We start from the raw sequence: 21,273 nt of genomic DNA on the forward strand, positions 1-21,273 counted from the left end.
CTTCAGAGGCGGCCGCGGCCCTGGCGGAGCAGCATCATGCCGAGAGCGGCGCCGTCCGGGCCGAGCGCGGTCCGGAAGCGGGCGAGCACCTGCTGCTCGCGGGAGAGGGACAGCCGGGTGCCGCCGGCGGCGCGGCGCAGCTCACCGATCTGCTGGGACATGGCCAGCCGGCGCTGCACCAGGGCGATGAGCTCGGCGTCGCAGGCGTCGATCTCCTGGCGCAGCTCGGCGATCTGCTGGTCGGCGCCGGCGGTGGGGAGGGTGGCGGTCATCGGGGTCCTCCGGGTGGGGCGGTGGCCGTCGGACCCCGGGAACGAGAAACGCCCCGGGCTCCTCGGGCCCGGGGCGTCTGTTGCGGCGGTTGCTCAGCCGGCGGTGACGGACACCGGATCCCGGTGGCCGTAGTGAAAGCTGACGGTGGCGAGCAGCACGTCGCGGAGTCTGCCACAGCGCCGGGAGGCGACACCAGGGCGGCCCGCCGGGGTGCCGTCCCCAGATAGCTTCGCCGACGGGGGAGCCGTCCCCCATCCGAACTACAGTGGTGTGGCTATGAGCAGCGTGCAGCAGGCCCTCCCCGGTACCGCCGCTCTCCAGCGTTCCGCACCCGGCTCCGCCGGCCGGGAGCTGGACCGGATGCTGGCCGGCCTCAACGGCCCGCAGCGCCAGGCCGTCGTCCACGAGGGCGGCCCGCTGCTCATCGTGGCCGGCGCCGGCTCGGGCAAGACCCGGGTGCTCGCGCACCGGATCGCCTACCTGCTCGGCGCCCGGGGGGTGCAGCCCGGCGAGGTGCTGGCCATCACCTTCACCAACAAGGCCGCCGGGGAGATGAAGGAGCGGGTGGCCGCCCTCGTGGGCCCGCGCGCCCGGGCGATGTGGGTGTCGACGTTCCACTCCATGTGCGTGCGCATCCTGCGCGCCGAGGCCACCAAGCTGGGCCTGAAGTCGTCGTTCACGATCTACGACCAGGGCGACTCGGTGCGGCTCATGACCATGGTCGCCCGCGACCTCGACCTCGACGCCAAGCGCTACCCCGGCCGCAGCCTCACCGCGCAGGTCTCCAACCTGAAGAACGAGCTGGTCGACGAGGAGTCCTTCAGCCCCCAGACGGCGCCGGAGAAGGTGCTCAAGGAGGCCTACACGCTCTACCAGCGGCGGCTGCGCGAGGCGCACGCGCTGGACTTCGACGACCTGATCATGACGACGGTCAACCTCCTGCAGGCATTCCCCGACGTCGCCGAGCACTACCGCCGCCGCTTCCGGCACGTGCTGGTCGACGAGTACCAGGACACCAACCACGCGCAGTACGTGCTGGTCCGCGAGCTGGTCGGCACCGGCGAAGGTCCCGTCCCGCCGGCCGAGCTGTGCGTCGTCGGCGACGCCGACCAGTCGATCTACGCCTTCCGCGGCGCCACGATCCGCAACATCGACGAGTTCGAGCGCGACTACCCGCAGGCGACGACGATCCTGCTCGAGCAGAACTACCGCTCGACGCAGCGCATCCTCAAGGCGGCCAACACCGTCATCGCCAAGAACACCAGCCGGCGGCCCAAGAACCTGTGGACCGACGCCGGCGACGGCGAGCTGATCGAGGGCTACGTCGCCGAGAACGAGCACGACGAGGCCGCCTGGGTGGCCGAGCAGATCGACGCGCTGGTCGACGAGGGCGAGGCGGCGCCCAAGGACATCGCCGTCTTCTACCGGACCAACAACGCCTCGCGTGTGTTCGAGGAGGTGTTCATCCGCGTCGGCATGCCCTACAAGGTCGTCGGCGGGGTGCGCTTCTACGAGCGCAAGGAGGTCCGCGACGCGCTTGCCTACCTCAAGGTGGTGGCCAACCCGGCCGACGTCGTCAGCCTCCGCCGGGTCATCAACACGCCCAAGCGCGGCATCGGCGACAAGGCGGAGTCCTGCGTCGAGCAGTTCGCCGACCGGGAACGGATCGCCTTCGCCACCGCGCTGCGCCGCTGCCCGGAGATCACCACGCTGGCGCCGCGCTCGCTCAAGGCACTGCAGGACTTCGTCGCGCTGCTGGAGGAGTTCGAGCAGCTGGTCGAGACCGGCTCGGGCCCCGCGGCACTCCTCGAGAGCATCCTCGACCGCACCGGCTACCTCGCCGAGCTGGAGGCCAGCAACGACCCGCAGGACGAGGGGCGGGTCGACAACCTCAACGAGCTCGTCTCGGTGGCCGCGGAGTTCGAGGCGACGAACCCCGGCGGCACGGTCACCGACTTCCTCGAGCAGGTGTCACTGGTGGCCGACGCCGACCAGATCCCCGTGTCCGGCGACGAGGCCGGCGTCGTCACGCTGATGACGCTGCACACCGCCAAGGGCCTGGAGTTCCCGGTCGTGTTCCTCACCGGGCTGGAGGACGGCGTCTTCCCGCACCTGCGCGCCCTGGGGGACCCGCGCGAGCTGGAGGAGGAGCGGCGGCTGGCCTACGTCGGCATCACCCGCGCCCGGCAGCGGCTGTTCCTCTCCCGTGCCACGGTGCGCACCAGCTGGGGGCAGCCGGCCTACAACCCGCCGTCGCGGTTCCTCGACGAGCTGCCCGGCGACGCCGTCCACTGGGCCCGCGTCGACCCGACGCCGGCACCGAGCACCGGGTACGGCTCGGCGCAGTCGCGGGTGGCCGCCACCGGGCTGTCCACCGGTGGGCTGCGCGGCGGTGCTGGCAACCGCGCGGTGATCTCCGTCGAGGTCGGCGACCGGGTCAGCCACGACGCGTTCGGCCTCGGCACGGTGGTCGAGGTCAACGGTGCCGGCGACAAGGCGCAGGCCACGGTCGACTTCGGCTCGGGCGGCACCAAGCGCCTGGTCCTGCGCTACGCCCCGCTCGTCAAGCTCTGACACGGTCGTCCGCCTGACGACACCGCGGCCAGGTGCCGTCCCGACCTGCGCCGAGCCCGGCCACGGACCGGTCGGGGAGCCTGCGGTCCCGCACCCCGCTCCACCGGTGGTCCTCGTGGACTGCGGGTCCTGCACCGCCCCCAGGGCACGAGGAACACCCGCAGTGCCGCTCCGCGGACGTGCCCCGACCGTCAGATCGCCACGCCGTGGTCGGCGAGCCACTCCTCGGGGTCGATCGGCCGGCCGGTCATGCTGCCGCGGTTGATCTGGTAGTGCAGGTGCGGGCCGGTCGACTGGCCCTCGTTGCCGATCTCGGCGATCTGGTCGCCGGCGTGCACGATCTGGCCGGCCTCGACGTCGTAGTAGCGCATGTGGCCGTAGACGTGCACGTTGCCGTCGGCGTCCTGGACGTAGACGGCGTTGCCGTACCCCGAGGCCGGGCCGGCGCGCAGCACGACGCCGTCGGTGACCGCGTGGATCGGGGTGCCGAGCGGGCCGGCGAGGTCGATGCCGTAGTGCATCGAGCCCCAGCGCATGCAGAAGCAGGTCGTCATGCGGCCCTGCGCAGGCAGGACGGTCCGCGGCTCGCGGGCGGCGCGCGAGGCGGCGAGCTCGCTCAGGCGCTGCTGGGCCTCGGCCTGGCTGATCCCGCGGCGCGCCTCGGCGTCCTCCACGTCCCCGGTCAGGCCGATGTCGGCCGCGCCGAGCCCGTAGTCGGCCGCGCTGACCGAGGTCGGGGTGGGCGTCCCGCCGGTGAAGCCGGGGACGGCGGCGAGCACGGCCCCGACGACGAGCGCGGCCAGCCACAGCGGCCCGCGCCGGCCGGGCGGGCGGCGCACGGTGCGGCGCGCGGCCGGCCCGGCGGTGTCCTCGGGAGCGTCGTCAGGGGCGGCGTCGCGGACGTCGCCGGCCGGTGCCCCCACCCGGGGCGGCACGGCGGTGACGGGCAGGGGGCTCCCCGCCGGGCGCTCGAGGAGCGCGGGACCACTCTGCCGGGCCACGGGACACCCTTCGTCCACGCTCCCGGGACCACTGCGCGCAGCGGTCCGCCGGGGGAGCGACGGCGGTGGAGGCGCCCGGTGGGACGCCCGCCGGTGGGTACCGGCGCCGTGATCGGACCGTAACGTGCAGTCACCGACGAGGGGGGTAGGCGACCCTGCGTGTCGTCATGTCCCCACCGCGACCGGTCAGGCGACCGCCGCCGGGGCCAGCCGGGTCGGCGTGGCCGGGCGCACGCCGGCGAGGGTCGCGGCCACCTCGTCGACGACGCCGCGGTGGAAGGGCAGCGACAGGTGTCCGACACCGCGGACGAGCACGTTGCGCGCCTTCAGGTCGGGGTGGTCGCAGCGCCCGGCTCGCGTGGGGACGACCATCTGGTCGAGGTCGCTGTAGAGCGCGGTCATGCGGGTCGACCAGTCGGGCGCGGGCTGGGCGAGCTCACGCAGCACGGGGGAGCCCGGCCGCAGCTGGCGCACCATCGGCGTGGGCAGCAGGTGGGCGAGCACCGACCCGCCGTGCGGCGTCCCCAGCGTCACCAGCGACTCCACCCGCCGGCCGCCGCCCTGCCGCTGGACGTGGTAGCGGGCGATCAGGCCGCCCAGGCTGTGCCCGACGACGTGGACGCGGTCGTGCCCGGTCTGCGCGCAGATCTGCTCGATGTGCGCACCGAGCTCGCGGGCGCCCCGGGCGACGTCGCCCAGCATCGGGCTGTAGTTCCACGTGCAGACCTGCGCGAAGCCCCGCCGGCGCAGCCCGCGGCGCATCACCGTGAAGATCGAGCGGTTGTCTACGAGCCCGTGCACCAGCAGCACCGGGATGCGAGCGGCCAGCGGGTCGGCGGCGAACAGCGCGCGGACACCGGGCGGCTGCTCACCGGGGCGGCACCGGGGGTCGAGCCGCAGCACCTCGTTGCTCGTGCCCAGCGGGTACATGACCAGGTGCGCGCCGACCCAGGCCAGCTCGGTCAGCCCACCGGCGACGGCGGCCGGTGTGGCCAGGGTGCGCAGGAGGCCTCGTGGCGTGATCGGGGAGTGGTCCCCGGTGTGCCACTCTGGACGGCACCCGGGGTCGCCGGTCGCGCGCATGGCTGGTCCTCCCCGTTCGTCGGCCACCGCCCTGGTCCCGGGAACCGAGAGCTCGTCGGTGGCCGGAGCACCCTGCCTGTGCTCCGTTCACACGACGGTAATGCCCTCGTGTGGCGACGGTCACACCGACGATGCCGGATCTCGACGACATCGAGGCCGCTTCGTGACACATCTCGACGAAGGAGGCCTCGTGGCCGGCCGGGACCGCTCTGCCCGTGACGACCGCACCAGTGGCGCGACCCCCCGGCGCACCGGCTCCGCTGCCGCGCGCGAGCGGGGGACCGGGGGTGGCCGGCCGGCCGGCAACCGGCGGCCGCAGGCGGCGACGGGCCGGCCCGAGGGCCCCGCCGTCCCCCCTGCGTCCACCGACGGCCTGATCGTCGGCGAGCCGCCGCGCACCGCCCGCGTCGCCGGGGCGCTCCTCGTCCTGGCCGGCGTGGCCGGCGCGGCCGCGCTGTTCCCCCTCTACCTCGTCGTCGGGAGCCAGGAGCTCACCCTCGGCCGGGGCGTCGGCGGCGTGCTGGTCGGCCTCGTCGTCCCGCTGACGTCGGTGGCGGTCGGAGCGGGGCTCGCGGCCGGCCGGGTCCCCCGGTTCGGGCTGGCCTACGCCGGGGTGGGCGGGGTGCTGGCCCTCGGCTCGCTGCTCATCGAGGTCTACCGCGGCAGCAGCTCGACGGTGCGGCCCGGCATCGAGGTGCTCGCCGGCGAGCGGGTGCTCACCAGCTCGGTGGCGACCGGGGCCGGCTGGTGGCTGCAGGTGCTCGCGCTCGGGCTGACCGTCCTCGCCGGCGGGTGCGCCGCCGCGGCGTGGGGCCGCACGCTGATGGAGGACCGCGGTGCCCTCGACCCCGCCCGCCCGGGGCTGGCCGGCGGTGCCGTGCTGCTCGGCGTCCTCACCGTGCTGTGCCTGGCCCTGCCCGCTGCCGACGTCCCCGACCGGCTCGTCGCCGACCCGGCCACCGGAATGGAGGTCGTGGTCGAGCAGCAGGGTCCGCAGGCGCTGCTCGAGCGGCCGGGGCTGGCGCTGCTGGGCGGGCTGCTCCTGGCCGGCGCCGTCCTGGTCGGCGCGGTCCTCGCCCCCTCGCTGCGGCCGCGGCTGGCCGCGGTCGGCGGCCTGCTCGCCCTCACCGTGACCGTGCTCGCCGCCGGGCTGACCGGGCTGCGCGACGCCGTCGCCAGCCCGGACCTCGAGTGGACCGTGCCCGGCGCGGGGCTGCTCGTCGCCGGTGCGGCCTACGGGCTGCTCACCGTGCTCGCCTGGCGGCTGCGCCGGACGCCGGCCCCGTGACGACCGGCGGGAGCGGGACCGGACGCGTCGCCGAGCGGCTGCGGGTCGTCGTCGCCGGGACCGAGGCGCCGGCGGACCCCCGCGCCGTGGCCCTGGCCCGCGCCCTGCGCGACGCGGGTGCGGAGGTCGTCCTGACCGGTGTCCCGCGGTCGGCCGGGCAGCTGGCGGCCACCGTGGTGCAGGAGGACGCCGACGCCGTCGGCCTGGCCGGCGCGCCCCCCGGGCTGCTGGCCGACGTGCTCGAGCGGCTGTCCGGCGCCGGCGTGGACGACGTCGCCGCGTTCGTGCTCGGCGGACCGGAGGACGGCAACCTGCCCGCGGGCGTGCGGCGGTTCGCCGACGGCACCCCGCCCGACGAGGTCGTCGCCGCCCTGCACCGCGCCGGCGGGACCGGCTCCGCGGCACCGGCACCGGCCCCGGGACCGCGCCCGGACGGGGGTGCCGGCGGCCGCGTGCCGTGACGCCGCCCACCCCTCCCACGCCGGTGCCACGACCCGGACGCGCGGGAGCTACGGTGCCTGTTCGTGGATCTCTTCGAGTACCAGGCGCGTGACCTGCTGGCCTCGCACGGCGTGCCCGTGCTCCCCGGCGGCGTGGCCGAGACACCCGACCAGGCCGAGGCGATCGCGCGGGAGATCGGCACGCGCGTCGTCGTCAAGGCGCAGGTCAAGACCGGTGGCCGCGGCAAGGCCGGCGGGGTCAAGCTGGCCGACGACGCCGACGAGGCCAGGGCGCGGGCCCAGGACATCCTGGGCCTGGACATCAAGGGGCACATCACCCACCGCGTGATGGTGGCCCAGGCCAGCGACATCGCCGAGGAGTACTACTTCTCCTACCTGCTCGACCGCGCCAACCGCACCTTCCTGGCCATGGCCAGCGTCGAGGGCGGCATGGAGATCGAGCAGCTCGCCGTCGAGCGCCCGGAGGCGCTGGCCCGCATCCCCGTCGACGCCACGGTCGGCGTCGACACCCAGAAGGCCACCGAGATCGTCGACGCCGCCGGCTTCCCCGCCGAGGTGCGGGACCAGGTGATCGCCATCGCCGTCCAGCTGTGGGACGTCTTCAGCAAGGAGGACGCCACCCTCGTCGAGGTGAACCCGCTGGCCAAGGCGCCCGACGGCACCGTGCTCGCGCTCGACGCGAAGGTGACCCTCGACGAGAACGCGCGCTTCCGGCACCAGGAGCACGAGGCCCTGGAGGACAGCGCCGCGGCCGACCCGCTCGAGGCCGCGGCCAAGGAGAAGGACCTCAACTACGTCAAGCTCGAGGGCGCGGTCGGCATCATCGGCAACGGCGCCGGCCTGGTCATGAGCACCCTCGACGTCGTCGCCTACGCCGGTGAGGAGTTCGGCGGCGTGAAGCCGGCCAACTTCCTCGACATCGGCGGCGGCGCCTCGGCCGAGGTCATGGCCAACGGCCTGCACATCATCCTCTCCGACCCCGCCGTGAAAAGCGTCTTCGTCAACGTCTTCGGCGGGATCACCGCCTGCGACGCGGTCGCCAACGGCATCGTGCACGCGTTGCAGCTGCTCGGCGACGAGGCGACCAAGCCGCTGGTCGTCCGGCTCGACGGCAACAACGTCGAGGAGGGCCGGCGGATCCTCGCCGAGGCCAACCACCCGCTGGTGACCCTGGTCGACACGATGGACGGCGCCGCCCGCCGGGCCGCCGAGCTCGCCGCCTGAGGAAGGACCCCCTTCCTCCCCACCCCTCGCAGTAGAAGGACCCCCTGCCCCCCACCGCTCGCGAGCTCGCGGCGGGACCCTGCAGGGGGCCGGGCCCCCTTCACTCCTGAGAACAGGACTTCCGAGATGTCGATCTTCCTCAACGAGAACAGCAAGGTCATCGTCCAGGGCATGACCGGCTCCGAGGGGCGCAAGCACACCCAGCGCATGCTCGCCTCCGGCACCGCCATCGTCGGCGGCGTCAACCCGAAGAAGGCCGGCGAGAGCGTCGACTTCGACGGCGCCAGCGTGCCGGTCTTCGGCAGCGTGTCCGAGGCCATGAAGGAGACCGGCGCCGACGTCAGCGTCATCTTCGTGCCCCCGGCGGGGGCCAAGGGCGCGGTCGTCGAGGCCGTCGACGCCCAGATCGGTCTCGCCGTCGTCATCACCGAGGGCATCCCGGTGCACGACTCGACCGCCTTCTGGGCGCACGCCCAGAGCGGCTCGACCCGGATCATCGGCCCCAACTGCCCGGGCCTGATCAGCCCCGGGCGCTCGAACGCCGGCATCATCCCGGCCAACATCACCCAGCAGGGCCGGATCGGGCTGGTCAGCAAGTCGGGCACGCTGACCTACCAGATGATGTACGAGCTCCGGGACATCGGTTTCTCCACCTGCGTGGGCATCGGCGGCGACCCGGTCATCGGCACCACGCACATCGACTGCCTGCAGGCCTTCCAGGACGACCCGGAGACCGAGGCCATCGTCATGATCGGTGAGATCGGTGGCGACGCCGAGGAGCGCGCGGCGGACTTCGTCAAGGCCAACGTGACCAAGCCGGTCGTCGGCTACGTCGCCGGCTTCACCGCGCCGGAGGGCAAGACCATGGGCCACGCCGGCGCCATCGTCTCCGGCTCGGCCGGCACGGCGCAGGCCAAGAAGGAGGCCCTGGAGGCCGCGGGCGTCAAGGTCGGCAAGACGCCGTCGGAGACCGCCCGCCTCATGCGGGAGATCGTCGGCGGCTGAGGAAGGACCCTCGTGCCCCCCACCGCTCGCAGGCTCACGGCGGGACCCGGGACGGGGTCGTGACTCCGGAGGGGGCGTCCGCCTGGTCCGTCCACCGGACCTGGCGGGCGCCTCCTCCGCGTGTGCGGCGGCCCGCCGCCGGGGATCGGCCTGGTCCTGACCGCGGGCGCCTGCCCGCTGGACGCCCGACGGCGCCACGGTGGGCGGGCGGTGATCGAGGCGGCGGAGGGGGCGGTCGCCGCCCGGTCGCGATCCCGGCCGTCGTTGGTCGCGGAGGAGCGTGGCGTGGTTGCCCTGGCCTCCGACGGGGGAGAGCATCGCGTCGCGCCGTACCGATGTGACGAGAGGTAGCCGACCCATGACGTCCAGCCAGCCCCCCGAGCAGCGCGGGGGCCACGGGCAGCCGGGCCCGGGCGGTCAGCCGGGCCACGGCCAGCAGCCTCCCGCCGCTCCGCCGTACGGCCCGCCGCCGCAGGAGCAGCCGTACGGCGCTCAGCCGTTCCACGACCAGTTCCACGGCCAGCAGCCGTACAGCCAGCCCACGTACGGGCAGCAGTTCCCGTACGGCCAGCAGTTCCCGTACGGGCAGCAGCCGCCCTACGGCCAGCCGTACGGCCAGCAGTTCGCGTACGGGCAGCCGCCCCCCTACGGCGCCCCGCCGCCCCACGGCCCGGGCCCCGGCCGCCCGCCCGGCGCGGGCTTCGACCTCAAGCGGCTGAGGACGGCCGACCACGTCGTTGCCGCCGGTGCGCTGCTCTACCTGGTGCTGGCGGCCCTGCCCTGGGTCAGCTACACCAGCGACAGCTTCGACCTCCCGGGCTTCGACGTCCCGGAGGTCAGCTACAGCTACTCCGGCTTCTCCTCCAGCGGCCTGGTCACGTTCGGCTTCGTGCTGCTGCTGCTCGCCGCGGCGTGGGCGCTGCTGCCGGCCTTCGTGGAGCTGCCGCTGGGCTTCCCGCGCAGCTGGGTCACGGTGGGCCTCACCGGCCTGGCCACGCTGCTCACGCTGGTCGCCTTCCTCCAGTTCGCCACGCTCACCGACGTCGACTTCCCGGTCTTCGGCCTGCTCGCACTGCTGGTCGCCGCCGCCGTCACGGTGTTCGCCGTCCTGCGGCTGCTGTCCGAGCTGCGCACGCAGCGGGCGCTGCCCGGTGGCCTCGCCGGTGCCGCGCAGTGGGCCCACCGGCAGGCACCCGGCTCCGGTGCCGGCCGGTCGGCCTCCCCCGGACAGCCCCACGGGGGCCGGCCGGGCCCGGAGCGGTCGACCGACCCGGGTCGGTACGGGCAGCCCGACCCGTCCTGGGGTCAGCCGCACCCCGGGCAGGCCGGACAGCCGTACACGCCGTCCCCGGCGACCGACCCGGGCGCACAACGCCCGGCCGGTCAGCCCGGCGGCTCCACCGCGTCGGGCCAGGGCCACTCCTGACCGGGGCGTCATCCCCGTCCGGCTGAGGCCGGCACCCGTCCCGGCGAGGGACGGCGGCACCGGCGTCCGTCCCTCGCCGGCGTCCACCGGACGGCGTCCCGGCGCGTGCGCCGCCCATCCGGCGGCGGGGCTTGCGACAGTGGGCGCGTGGTCTCCCTGCTCGCCCGCCTGCCCCTGCCCGGGCAGCGCGACCCGGACGCCCGCCGACCCTGGTACCCGGCCGCGCTCGCCGCCGCCGCCACGCTCGCGGTGTCGGTGCTCGGGCTGGTCGGTCTGGGTCTCGCCGTCGTCGTGGTGCAGACCCTCGACCCCTCGGGCGGGCTCCCGGTCGGCGGCTCGGCCCGGGTGGCCGGACGGCTCTGGCTGCTCGCCCAGGGCGGGGGACTGCGGCTGCCGTCGGGCCCGCTGGTGCTGGCGCCGCTGCTGCTCACCCTGGCCGTGGCCTGGGGGCTGTCCCGTGCCGCGCGCGGTGTGGTCCGGTTGGTCGACCGGGTGGGTGCAGGGGGCGCCGCGGGGGTGGCCGGGACCGTCGTCACCGTCCACGCCGCGCTCGCCGTGCTGCTCGCCCTGGCCGTCGACGGGCCCGGAGCGCGCACCGACCTGCTGCGCTGCGCCGCCGGCCCCGCCGTCCTCGCCGCGGCTGCCGCGGGCTGGGGCGTGCTGCGCGAGAGCGGCCTGCTCGACGCCGTCCTGGACCGGTTGCCCGGCGCCGTCCGGGCGGTGCTGCCCGCCGTCCTCGCCGGGCTGCTGACCGCCCTGGGTCTGGGCGCCGCGGTCGTCGCGGTCGCGCTGGCCGCCGACACCGCGGGCTACGCCGCCGTGGCCGGCTCGCTCGGCGGTTCGGGTGCCGGCGCGGTCGGTCTGCTCGCGCTGGGCGCGCTGCTCCTGCCCAACGCCGCCGCCGCGTCCCTCGGGCTGGCGGCCGGTCCGGGCTTCTCCGTGGGCACCGGGACCGTGGTCTCGGTGCACGGGATCAGCCTGGGCCCGGTGCCGGCGCTGCCGCTGCTGGCCGCGCTGCCCGACACCCAGGCGGTGCCGCTGCTGGCCTTCGTCTCGCAGGCGGTGCCGGCGCTCGCGGGCCTGGTCGCCGGCGTGACGCTGGGCCGGCGCATGATCGACGACGACGGCGGCTCGGTGATGGCCGGCCTGTGGGGCGTGCTCACCGGGGGACTGGTCGGCCTGGCCGCGGGCGTCGTCGCCGCGGTGGCCGGCGGCTCGCTGGGCGACGGCGCCCTCGCCGACGTCGGTGCCCCGCCGGTGCCCACCGCGCTCGCCGTCGCCGCCCAGGCCGGCATCGCCGCGGCGCTCGCGGGCGCCGTCGCGCGCTGGCGGTCGCCGGGCTGACCGGCCCCGTCCAGAGGCTCCTGCCGAGCGGGTGACCTGCTGGAACGGCCCTCCTGCGGGGGCCGGCCGTGAGCGTGCGAGCGATGGGGGCAGGAGGGTCCTTATAGGGTCGCGGGCGTGCCCGCCCCCGTACGTCCTGCGCGGGCGCGGGTGGTCGTCCTGCTCTCGGGCACCGGGTCGCTGTGCGCGGCACTGCTCGAGGCCACCGACGACCCCGGGTACCCGGCCGACGTCGTCGCCGTGGTCAGCGACCGCGACGCCCCCGGTCTCGAGCACGCGCGCCGCCGTGGCCTGCCCACCGCCACCTGCCGGCTGCGCGACTTCCCCGACCGCGCCGCCTGGGACCGCGCGCTGGCCGACGTGATCGCCGCGCACCACCCCGACCTCGTCGTCTCGGCCGGGTTCATGAAGATCGTCGGGCCCGCGGTGCTGGAGCGCTACGAGGGCCGCCTGGTCAACACCCACCCCGCCCTGCTGCCGGCCTTCCCCGGCGCGCACGCCGTCCGCGACGCGCTGGGCGCAGGCGCCGAGGTGACCGGCAGCACGGTGCACCTGGTCGACGCCGGCGTCGACACCGGCCCGGTGCTGGCCCAGCGCGAGGTCCCCGTCCTCCCCGGCGACGACGAGGACCGCCTGCACGAACGGATCAAGGCCGTGGAGCGCACGCTCCTGATGGAGACGGTGGCGCGACTCGTCACCGGGACGACGGAGGAGAGCCCCCGATGACCGAGACCCCCGACGCCGCCCGCACGCCCGTCCGCCGCGCGCTGCTCGGCGTCTACGACAAGACCGGTGTCGAGGAGCTGGCCCGCGGGCTGGCCGACGCCGGCGTCGAGCTGGTGAGCACGGGGGCCACGGCCCGCCGCATCGCCGACGCCGGCGTGCCGGTGACGCCGGTCGAGCAGGTCACCGGCTTCCCCGAGTGCCTCGACGGCCGGGTGAAGACGCTGCACCCGGCGGTGCACGCCGGCATCCTGGCCGACCGCCGGAGGCCCGAGCACGTGCAGCAGCTCGACGAGCTCGGCATCGCCGCCTTCGACCTCGTGGTGGTCAACCTCTACCCGTTTCCCGACACCGTGGCCTCCGGTGCGACGCCGGACGAGTGCGTCGAGCAGATCGACATCGGTGGCCCGGCGATGGTGCGCGCGGCGGCGAAGAACCACCCGTCGGTGGCCGTCGTCGTCGACCCGGCGCGCTACGGCGACGTGCTGACCGCCGTCGCCGGCGGGGGGTTCACCCTCGCCGAGCGGCAGCGGCTGGCCGCCGCCGCGTTCCGGCACACCGCCACCTACGACATCGCCGTCGCCTCGTGGATGGGCAACGTGCTCGCCCCGGACGACGAGTCGGGCTTCCCGACGTGGGTGGGCGCCAGCTGGCAGCGCGCCGACGTGCTGCGCTACGGCGAGAACCCGCACCAGCGGGCCGCGCTCTACCGCAGCGGACAGCCCGGGCTGGCGCACGCCGAGCAGCTGCACGGCAAGCAGATGTCCTACAACAACTACGTCGACACCGACGCCGCCTGGCGGGCCGCCCACGACCACACCGACCCGTGCGTGGCGGTCATCAAGCACGCCAACCCGTGCGGCATCGCCGTCGGTACCGACATCGCCGCGGCGCACCGCAAGGCGCACGCCTGCGACCCGGTCTCGGCGTTCGGCGGGGTGATCGCGGCCAACCGCGAGGTCGACCTCGCCATGGCCGAGCAGGTGGCCGGCGTGTTCACCGAGGTGGTCGTCGCGCCGTCGTTCACCGAGGACGCGATCGAGGTGCTGACGGCGAAGAAGAACATCCGGCTGCTGCGGCTGCCCGAGGCCGGCCGGCCCGCGGTCGAGCTGCGGCCGGTCAGCGGCGGGCTGCTGCTGCAGAGCGCCGACCGCATCGACGCCGACGGCGACGACCCCACCACCTGGACGCTGGCCTGCGGCGAGCCGCTGGACGCCGCCGGCCTCGACGACCTGGTGTTCGCCTGGCGCAGCGTCCGGGCGGTGCGCAGCAACGCGATCCTGCTGGCGCACGACCGGGCGACCGTCGGCGTCGGGATGGGGCAGGTCAACCGCGTGGACGCCGCCCGGCTCGCCGTGACACGGGCGGGGGAGCGGGCGACCGGGTCGGTGGCCGCCTCCGACGCGTTCTTCCCCTTCGCCGACGGCCTGCAGGTGCTGCTCGACGCCGGGGTCCGCGCGGTCGTGCAGCCCGGTGGCTCGGTGCGCGACGAGGAGGTCGTCGACGCGGCGCGGGCGGCCGGCGTCCCGCTGTACCTCACCGGGACCCGCCACTTCGCCCACTGAGGAAGGACCCCGTGCCCCCCACCCCTCGCAAGCTCGGCGCGGGCCCCTACACGGGGCCACGGCCGCACCTCCGTCCGCCGGAACCGGGGGAGGAGGTCGAGGACGTCGACCTCGCCCGGGCCGACTGGTGGGGCGCCGAGCTCGACGGCGTCACGTTCACCCGCTGCCGCTTCGACGACGCCGACCTCACCGAGCTGGTGACCCGGCGCTGCGTGTTCGACTCCTGCGTCCTCACCGGCGTCCGGATGAGCGGCTCGCGGCACCGGGGGTCGGCGTTCCTGTCCTGCCGCTTCGACCGCGCCCGGCTGATCGACGTCGTCTGGGAGGGCTGCAAGCTGACCGGCTCGCAGTTCGTGGGCGCGGTGCTCCGGCCGCTGACGACGACGGACTCGGACTGGAGCTGGACCTCGCTGCGCGGCGTGGACCTCTCGGGCAGCGACCTGTCCGGTCAGCGCTTCCGCGAGGCCGACCTGACCGACGCGGACCTGCGTGAGTGCGACCTCACCGGCGCCGACCTCGACCGTGCCCGCATGCAGCGCGGTACGAAGCTGCGCGGCAGCGACCTGCGCGGCGCGGCCACCGAGGCCCTGCCGTGGCGTGCCCTGGAACTCACCGGCGTCCGCCTCGACCTCGTCCAGGCCGTCCAGGTGGCAGCGGCGCACGGAGCGCTCGTCGACGGGTGACCGTGCACGTCCGCGGACGTGCACGCACGCACCGGAGGCGAGCCGGCTGCGGAGGACGGCGGAGTCAGGGCGGTGCCGTCCGGGAGGACGGCGCTGTCACCGCGTGCCGTACCTGGGGCCCGTCAGCATGGCCTTGAGGGCGCCGAGGAGACCGAGGGCGCCGACGGCGCAGGCGAACCAGAAGCCGAGGCGGAAGGCGCCGGGGTCCCAGCTCTCCGAGGCCAGCGGGACCAGCACCGCGGCCAGCGCCAGCAGGCTGACGAAGAGCGCGAGCACGCCGAGGAACCGGTGGGTGCGCGCCGGCAGCCACAGCAGCAGGCCGAGCACGAAGAGCACACCGCCACCGAGGACGACGGCCGGCGGCTGCCAGAACCCGGAGCCGACGAGGTCGCCGAAGCCACCGCCGAACTCGTCGAACCCGCGGCGGACGAGGTCCCAGCCGATGTCGCCGGGCTCCCGCAGCCACCTCAGGACCAGGCTCACCGCGGCGGCGACGCCGGCCAGCAGGAGCAGCAGCCCGGCCAGCCCGTCGGGACGCCGGACGATCACCGGCTTGGTCGGGTGGTCGGGCGTCGTGGAGTAGCTCTGGCCCGAGCCCGGGTAGCCGTACCCGCCCGGGTCCACCGAGGACGCGCCACCGCCGACGGGGAGGAGACCCGGCGTGGTCTGCTCCCGCCAGTCGTCGGCCGGCGGTTCGCCGCCGACCTGACGGGTGGACGGGTCGCGCTCGGTCATCTGCTCTCTCCTGGCGGTCGGCCGTGCGGGTCGGCAGTGCGGGGCTGCGCTCCCCGCCTGTGAGGGTAGGGCCGTCGAGCCCGCCCCGGGGGTGCCTCCGGCACACTGTCCGCGTGCCCGCGACGATCCTCGACGGCAAGGCGACCGCAGCGACCATCCGTCAGGAGCTGACCGCACGGGTCTCGGCCCTGACGGCGGCCGGGCACCAACCGGGCCTGGGCACGCTCCTGGTCGGCGACGACCCGGGCAGCCGCTGGTACGTCGACGCCAAGCACTCCGACTGCGCGCAGGTCGGCATCGCCAGCATCCAGCGCGAGCTGCCCGCCACGGCGACGCCGGCCGACGTCCTCGCCGTCGTCGAGGAGCTCAACGCCGACCCGGCGTGCACCGGCTACATCGTCCAGCTCCCGCTGCCGCGGCAGGTCGACGAGTACGCCGTCCTGGAGGCGATGGACCCGGCCAAGGACGCCGACGGGCTGCACCCGGTCAACCTCGGCCGGCTGGTCCTCGGCGTCGACGGGCCGCTGCCGTGCACGCCGGTGGGCATCGTCGAGCTGCTGCGCCGGTACGGCGTCGCGATCGCCGGCGCCGAGGTCGTCGTCGTCGGCCGGGGGATCACCGTCGGCCGCCCGCTGGGGCTGCTGCTCACCCGGCGCAGCGAGAACGCCACGGTGACCCTCTGCCACACCGGCACGCGCGACCTGGCCGCCCACGTCCGCGCCGCCGACGTCGTCGTCGCCGCGGCCGGGGTGCCCGGCCTGGTGAGCGCCGCGATGGTCAGGCCGGGTGCGGCCGTGCTCGACGTCGGCGTCAGCCGGGTCGACGGGAAGATCGCCGGGGACGTCGCCCGCGACGTCGCCGAGGTGGCCGGGCACGTGGCCCCCAACCCCGGCGGCGTCGGCCCGATGACCCGGGCGATGCTGCTGCAGAACGTCGTCCTGGCCGCCGAGCGGGCCGCCGGCGCCGAGGTGCTCGCCGCGTCGTGACACGTCCCCCGCTCTACACGCGCCGGCCGTTCCTGGCCGGGCTCCTGCGCCAGCTGCCGCTGTTCGCGGTGCTGGTCGTGGTCGCGGTGGGGCTGGCGATGGTGGCCCTCGAGCACTGGCGGCGCGGCCTGCTGGTCGTCGGCCTGGCGCTGGTGGGGGCGGCGCTGCTGCGGCTGGTCCTGCCGCTGCGGCGGGTCGGCTTCCTCGCCGTCCGCAGCCGTCCGGTCGACGTCGTGCTGGTGGGCGGGGCCGGTGTCGCGCTGACGGTGCTGGTGCTCACGGTCCCGGGCGACTGAGTGCACCGGACCGCGGGGCGCGGCCACCGACGGGCGGCGCTAGGTTGACGCCCATGGCAGAGCAGCCCAGGAACGGCAAGGTCACCGTCGTCGGTGCCGGCTTCTACGGCTCGACCACCGCCCTCCGTCTCGCGGAGTACGACGTCTTCGAGACCGTCGTGCTCACCGACATCGTGGAGGGCAAGCCCGAGGGTCTGGCCCTCGACATGAACCAGTCCCGGCCGATCGAGGGCTTCGAGACGAAGGTCGTCGGCGTCGGCGGTGGGTCCTACGCGGGCACGGAGGGGTCCGACGTCGTCGTGATCACCGCGGGTCTGCCGCGCAAGCCCGGCATGAGCCGCATGGACCTCATCGAGACCAACGCGAAGATCGTCCGGTCGGTCGCCGAGAACGTCGCGCAGACCTCACCGGACGCCGTCGTCATCGTCGTGTCCAACCCGCTGGACGAGATGACCGCGCTCGCCCAGCTGGCCACCGACTTCCCCAGGAACCGCGTGATGGGCCAGGCCGGCATGCTCGACACCGCCCGGTTCACCAACAACGTCGCCGAGGAGCTCGGCGTCCCGGTGGGCTCGGTGCGCACCCTGACCCTCGGCTCCCACGGCGACACGATGGTGCCGGTGCCCTCGCGCTGCACCGTCGACGGCAAGCCGCTGTCCGACGTCCTGCCGGCCGACCGCATCGAGCACCTCGTCGACCGGACCCGCAACGGCGGTGCCGAGGTCGTGGCGCTGCTCAAGACCGGCTCGGCCTACTACGCCCCGTCCGCGGCCGCCGCCCGCATGGCGCGCGCGGTCATCCAGGACTCCGGTGCGGTCATGCCGGTCTGCGCGTGGGTCGACGGCGAGTACGGCATCTCCGGCGTCTACCTCGGCGTCGAGGCCGAGATCGGGCGCGAGGGGGTGCGCCGGGTGGTCGAGGGCGACCTGTCCGAGAGCGAGCTGTCCGGCCTGCGCGAGGCGGCCGAGGCCGTGCGGGCCAAGCAGGCCGACGTGGCCGACCTGTGAGGGTGGTCCCGACCGCCCACCTGACCGACTTCCGGCCCGAGGGGTCGGAGCTGTGGAGAGGGAATGTCTGACGTGAGCAAGATCAAGGTCGAGGGCACCGTCGTCGAGCTCGACGGCGACGAGATGACCCGGATCATCTGGCAGTTCATCAAGGACCAGCTGATCCTGCCGTACCTCGACGTCAACCTGGAGTACTACGACCTGGGCATCGAGCACCGCGACGCCACCGACGACCAGGTCACCGTCGACTCCGCCAACGCGATCAAGCAGCACGGCGTCGGCGTCAAGTGCGCGACGATCACGCCCGACGAGGCGCGGGTCGAGGAGTTCGGCCTGAAGAAGATGTGGCGGTCCCCGAACGGGACGATCCGCAACATCCTCGGCGGCGTCATCTTCCGCGAGCCGATCATCATGCAGAACGTGCCGCGCCTCGTGCCCGGGTGGACCAAGCCGATCGTCGTCGGCCGTCACGCGTTCGGCGACCAGTACCGCGCCACGGACTTCCGCTTCCCCGGCGAGGGCACGCTGACGATCACCTTCACGCCGAAGGACGGCTCCGCGCCGATCGAGCACGAGGTGTTCCAGTCGCCCGGCGGCGGCGTCGCGATGGCGATGTACAACCTCGACGAGTCGATCCGCGACTTCGCCCGGGCCTCCATGAACTACGGCCTCAACCGTGAGTACCCGGTCTACCTGTCGACCAAGAACACGATCCTCAAGGCCTACGACGGCCGGTTCAAGGACCTGTTCGCCGAGGTCTTCGAGACCGAGTTCAAGGACCAGTTCGAGAAGGCCGGCATCACCTACGAGCACCGGCTCATCGACGACATGGTCGCCGCGTCCCTCAAGTGGGAGGGCGGGTACGTCTGGGCGTGCAAGAACTACGACGGCGACGTGCAGTCCGACACCGTGGCGCAGGGCTTCGGCTCCCTGGGCCTGATGACCTCGGTGCTGATGAGCCCCGACGGCCGCACGGTCGAGGCCGAGGCCGCCCATGGCACGGTGACCCGCCACTACCGGCAGCACCAGCAGGGCAAGGAGACGTCGACCAACCCGATCGCGTCGATCTTCGCCTGGACCCGGGGCCTGGCCCACCGCGGCAAGCTCGACGGCACCCCCGAGGTGACCCGGTTCGCCGAGACGCTGGAGAAGGTCTGCATCGACACCGTCGAGAGCGGCCAGATGACCAAGGACCTCGCGCTGCTGATCTCCAAGGACCAGCCGTGGCTGACCACCCAGGACTTCCTGGCGGCCATCGACACCAACCTGCAGAAGGCCATGGCCTGATCGATGGCCTGATCGACGGCCTGATCGACGGCCTGATCGACGCCCTGAGGAAGGACCCCCTGCCCCCACCGCCCGCGGGCTCGCGGCAGGGCCCTGCAGGGGGGCCGAGCACACGGCAGTGGCCCCCTCAGCGCGTCTGAGGGGCCACTGCCGTGTCCTCGTCCTGCGGACAGGCGCCGTGGGAGCGGCCCGTGGGCGGCGGGGTCGACCCGTGCCCACCCCGCCGTCGCGCCCGCCGCAGTCGCAGGGTCGCGTCTTCCGTGGGACGACCGCGGTCGAGCGGGCCGGCTGACGCACGGGCAGCTGCGCAGCCGTGCGTGGCGCCGGCTGTGGCGACACGCCCACGCCGACGCCTCGGTGCCCGTGACCCACCGGCTGCTGGTCAGCGCGGCGGGCCTGGCGCTCCCCGCGGGTGGCGGCTTCACCGGCCGCAGTGCTGCGGTCCTGTCGGGTGTCCCCGACATCGCCGGTCCCGAGGACCCGGTCGAGGCGGTGCTGCCCGGCGGGCAGCGCTGGAACGCCGGCGTCCGTGTCCGCACCCTGCTACCAGGTCAGCACCTGGTGCGGCACGGACCGTGCCGCTCTCTCCCTCGCGCCGACACCGCCGTCGACCTGATCCGGTTCGGGGACCGGGACGAGGCCGTCGTCCTGCTCGATCGTCCGGTGCAGGCGGGCCTGGCTCCGCGGGACGACGTCCGCGCGGCCGCGGCCCTGCTCCCGAGGTGCCGGGGGAGCGCCCGGGCGCGCTGGGTGGCGGCGGTCGCCGACGGGCTGGCCGCGTCACCGCAGGAGACGCGGCTCAGGTTGCTCCTCTGCCGGGCCGGCATGCCACCTGTGGCGCAGCACGTCGTCCGGGACGCGGAGGGCTTCGTCGCGCGCGTCGACCTCGCCTACCCCGAGCTGCGAGTGGCCATCGAGGACGACGGGCTGTGGCACGCGGAGCGGCAGACCCTCCTCGACGACGCCGCCGCCTCAACCGGCTCGACGCCGCGGGGTGGGTGGTCCTCCACGTGACGGTCGACGACCTCCGGCGGCCGGCGCAGCCCCTCGCCCGTGTGCAGGTGCTCCCCGCCAGCCGGGTCAGGCGCCGAAGAGCTGGGTCCACCAGGGGCCGCCGGGGCCCTCGGCGACGCCCACGCCCAGCGTCGTGAGCGAGCAGTCGAGGATGTTCGCCCGGTGGCCGGCACTGTTCATCCACGCCTGCACGACCGCGGCGGCGTCCGGCTGGCCCTGGGCGATGTTCTCCGCCCGCGCGTGGTCGATCCCGGCCGCCTCGGCCCGGTCGAAGGGGGAGAGCCCGTCGGGGGTGGTGTGCGAGAAGTACCCGCGGTCGCGCATGTCGGCGCTGTGCGCGCGGGCGACGGCCGCCAGCCCCGAGTCGGCGACGACGGGCGCGCAGCCGGCGGTGGCCCGGGCCTCGTTGACCAGCTCCAGCACCGTCTGCGCGGCGGCCGCCCCCGGCACGGACGCGCTCGTCGCCGACGGCGAGGTGGAGGTGACCGGCGCGGTCCGCGTCGCCGCCGTCCCGGGCGCGGTCGCGGAGGCCCCTGCAGCGGACGACGCAGCAGCGGACGACGACCCGGCCGAGGACGAGGGCGAGCCAGCGGGCGACGAGGGCGAGCCAGCGGACGACGAGCCCGCTGACGACGACCCCGACGACGACCCCGACGACGACCCCGACGAGGAACCGGACGCGGACGGCGACCCGGCGGCGGACGACGAGGACCCGGCAGCGGGGGACGAGGACCCGGCGGCGGGGGACGGGGACCCGGCCGCGGACGACCCGGGCACCGGCGAGCCGGGGGGCGACCGGTCGTCCGTCGCCGAGCCCGCCGCGGGCGCGGGCTCACCCGGGCCCGTCCCTGGCGACGACGTCCCGGCCGGACCGGACCCGGCCGTCGTCCCGGGGGCGCTCGGCTCGCCGTCGACGCCCATCTCGACGACGCCGGTGCGCTGGCGCGTCGCACCGTCCGAGGCGCCCTCCGCCGCCGCCTCCGCCGCCGCCTCCGTCGCCGCGGACTCGGCCGTGGTCAGCCCACCGCGACCCGCGGCCAGCAGCGGCGCGAGGAGCCCGATCCCGGCGACGGCGAGCGCGACGAGCAGCGCCGGCAGGACGCCGCGGCGGACGAGGACGGCACGCGGCAGCGCAGCCAGCCGGGCGGAGGCGCGGCTGCGACGGACGGAGGGCGGCGGGGAAGACCGGCGGTGGCGCACGTGGGGGGACCTCACGGGAGTCGACATGTCACTACGTGTGACTTCGTCGAGACTAGCCGTAGCTGACGGCCCCCCGGCAGGGTGGTGTGACCGAGGTC

Annotated in this window: 20 protein-coding genes; 15 read left to right on the forward strand and 5 right to left on the reverse strand. The window is 75.0% G+C overall.

Features of this window, described 5'->3' with window-relative positions:
• Window positions 1-2 precede the first annotated feature (2 nt).
• Window positions 3-272 carry a chorismate mutase gene (locus tag ABQ292_RS02590; protein ID WP_369202899.1) on the reverse strand — a complete coding sequence of 90 codons (270 nt, stop codon included), beginning with the start codon at window positions 270-272 and terminating at the stop codon, window positions 3-5.
• Between the two features lie 277 nt (window positions 273-549).
• Between ABQ292_RS02590 and pcrA the strand changes: the two genes are divergently transcribed.
• Window positions 550-2,847: a DNA helicase PcrA gene (pcrA, locus tag ABQ292_RS02595; RefSeq protein ID WP_369202901.1), complete on the forward strand. Its 2,298-nt coding sequence runs from the start codon at window positions 550-552 to the stop codon at window positions 2,845-2,847.
• A 191-nt stretch (window positions 2,848-3,038) separates the two neighbouring features.
• On the opposite strand, the gene ABQ292_RS02600 is transcribed toward pcrA, so the two are convergent.
• Both ABQ292_RS02600 and ABQ292_RS02605 read right to left on the reverse strand, forming a co-directional pair.
• Window positions 3,039-3,848: a M23 family metallopeptidase gene (locus ABQ292_RS02600; RefSeq protein WP_369202903.1), complete on the reverse strand. Its 810-nt coding sequence runs from the start codon at window positions 3,846-3,848 to the stop codon at window positions 3,039-3,041.
• Window positions 3,849-4,034: 186 nt separating this feature from the next.
• Window positions 4,035-4,931, reverse strand: a complete 897-nt coding sequence (locus ABQ292_RS02605; protein WP_369202905.1) for an esterase/lipase family protein — start codon at window positions 4,929-4,931, stop codon at window positions 4,035-4,037.
• Window positions 4,932-5,121: 190 nt separating this feature from the next.
• Between ABQ292_RS02605 and ABQ292_RS02610 the strand changes: the two genes are divergently transcribed.
• The 9 genes from ABQ292_RS02610 to ABQ292_RS02650 all read left to right on the forward strand — a co-directional run bounded on the left by ABQ292_RS02610 (window position 5,122) and on the right by ABQ292_RS02650 (window position 14,650).
• Complete coding sequence (locus ABQ292_RS02610) at window positions 5,122-6,219, forward strand: hypothetical protein (RefSeq protein WP_369202907.1); 1,098 nt, start codon at window positions 5,122-5,124, stop codon at window positions 6,217-6,219.
• The gene (locus ABQ292_RS02615) at window positions 6,216-6,680 is read left to right on the forward strand and encodes a cobalamin B12-binding domain-containing protein (RefSeq protein ID WP_369202909.1); all 465 of its coding nucleotides are present in this window, start codon (window positions 6,216-6,218) and stop codon (window positions 6,678-6,680) included. Before ABQ292_RS02610 ends, ABQ292_RS02615 begins: the two co-directional genes overlap by 4 nt.
• Before the next feature lie 63 nt (window positions 6,681-6,743).
• Window positions 6,744-7,904: an ADP-forming succinate--CoA ligase subunit beta gene (gene sucC, locus ABQ292_RS02620; RefSeq protein ID WP_369202911.1), complete on the forward strand. Its 1,161-nt coding sequence runs from the start codon at window positions 6,744-6,746 to the stop codon at window positions 7,902-7,904.
• Between the two features lie 126 nt (window positions 7,905-8,030).
• On the forward strand, window positions 8,031-8,909 hold the full coding sequence (gene sucD / locus ABQ292_RS02625) for a succinate--CoA ligase subunit alpha (RefSeq protein WP_369202913.1): 879 nt from the start codon (window positions 8,031-8,033) through the stop codon (window positions 8,907-8,909).
• 358 nt (window positions 8,910-9,267) lie between these two features.
• On the forward strand, window positions 9,268-10,335 hold the full coding sequence (locus ABQ292_RS02630; RefSeq protein ID WP_369202915.1) for a hypothetical protein: 1,068 nt from the start codon (window positions 9,268-9,270) through the stop codon (window positions 10,333-10,335).
• Window positions 10,336-10,482: 147 nt separating this feature from the next.
• On the forward strand, window positions 10,483-11,679 hold the full coding sequence (locus tag ABQ292_RS02635) for a cell division protein PerM (RefSeq protein WP_369202917.1): 1,197 nt from the start codon (window positions 10,483-10,485) through the stop codon (window positions 11,677-11,679).
• A 117-nt stretch (window positions 11,680-11,796) separates the two neighbouring features.
• On the forward strand, window positions 11,797-12,405 hold the full coding sequence (purN, locus tag ABQ292_RS02640) for a phosphoribosylglycinamide formyltransferase (RefSeq protein ID WP_369202919.1): 609 nt from the start codon (window positions 11,797-11,799) through the stop codon (window positions 12,403-12,405).
• A complete protein-coding gene (gene purH, locus ABQ292_RS02645; protein WP_369202921.1) occupies window positions 12,402-13,967 on the forward strand; it encodes a bifunctional phosphoribosylaminoimidazolecarboxamide formyltransferase/IMP cyclohydrolase in 1,566 nt (521 codons plus the stop codon). Before purN ends, purH begins: the two co-directional genes overlap by 4 nt.
• An 11-nt stretch (window positions 13,968-13,978) precedes the next feature.
• Complete coding sequence (locus ABQ292_RS02650; protein WP_369202923.1) at window positions 13,979-14,650, forward strand: pentapeptide repeat-containing protein; 672 nt, start codon at window positions 13,979-13,981, stop codon at window positions 14,648-14,650.
• 96 nt (window positions 14,651-14,746) lie between these two features.
• Here ABQ292_RS02650 and ABQ292_RS02655 read toward each other — a convergent pair whose 3' ends face one another.
• Window positions 14,747-15,385: a hypothetical protein gene (locus ABQ292_RS02655; RefSeq protein WP_369202925.1), complete on the reverse strand. Its 639-nt coding sequence runs from the start codon at window positions 15,383-15,385 to the stop codon at window positions 14,747-14,749.
• A 113-nt stretch (window positions 15,386-15,498) separates the two neighbouring features.
• Between ABQ292_RS02655 and ABQ292_RS02660 the strand changes: the two genes are divergently transcribed.
• From ABQ292_RS02660 to ABQ292_RS02680, 5 genes are all read left to right on the forward strand, one after another.
• A complete protein-coding gene (locus tag ABQ292_RS02660) occupies window positions 15,499-16,371 on the forward strand; it encodes a bifunctional methylenetetrahydrofolate dehydrogenase/methenyltetrahydrofolate cyclohydrolase (protein WP_369202927.1) in 873 nt (290 codons plus the stop codon).
• Window positions 16,368-16,667 (forward strand): DUF3017 domain-containing protein, encoded by a 300-nt coding sequence (locus tag ABQ292_RS02665; RefSeq protein WP_369202929.1) that lies wholly within the window; start codon window positions 16,368-16,370, stop codon window positions 16,665-16,667. The genes ABQ292_RS02660 and ABQ292_RS02665 overlap by 4 nt, the downstream gene beginning before the upstream one ends.
• 53 nt (window positions 16,668-16,720) lie before the next feature.
• Window positions 16,721-17,674 (forward strand): malate dehydrogenase, encoded by a 954-nt coding sequence (gene mdh, locus ABQ292_RS02670; RefSeq protein WP_369202931.1) that lies wholly within the window; start codon window positions 16,721-16,723, stop codon window positions 17,672-17,674.
• Window positions 17,675-17,737: 63 nt separating this feature from the next.
• Window positions 17,738-18,961 carry an NADP-dependent isocitrate dehydrogenase gene (locus ABQ292_RS02675; protein ID WP_438940563.1) on the forward strand — a complete coding sequence of 408 codons (1,224 nt, stop codon included), beginning with the start codon at window positions 17,738-17,740 and terminating at the stop codon, window positions 18,959-18,961.
• Window positions 18,962-19,324: 363 nt separating this feature from the next.
• On the forward strand, window positions 19,325-19,975 hold the full coding sequence (locus tag ABQ292_RS02680; RefSeq protein WP_369202933.1) for a putative endonuclease domain-containing protein: 651 nt from the start codon (window positions 19,325-19,327) through the stop codon (window positions 19,973-19,975).
• A gap of 66 nt (window positions 19,976-20,041) precedes the next feature.
• Here ABQ292_RS02680 and ABQ292_RS02685 read toward each other — a convergent pair whose 3' ends face one another.
• Window positions 20,042-20,425 (reverse strand): CAP domain-containing protein, encoded by a 384-nt coding sequence (locus ABQ292_RS02685; RefSeq protein WP_369202935.1) that lies wholly within the window; start codon window positions 20,423-20,425, stop codon window positions 20,042-20,044.
• Window positions 20,426-21,273: the final 848 nt, after the last annotated feature.

This window comes from Geodermatophilus maliterrae, assembly GCF_041018925.1.
GTDB classification, from domain to species: domain Bacteria; phylum Actinomycetota; class Actinomycetes; order Mycobacteriales; family Geodermatophilaceae; genus Geodermatophilus; species Geodermatophilus maliterrae.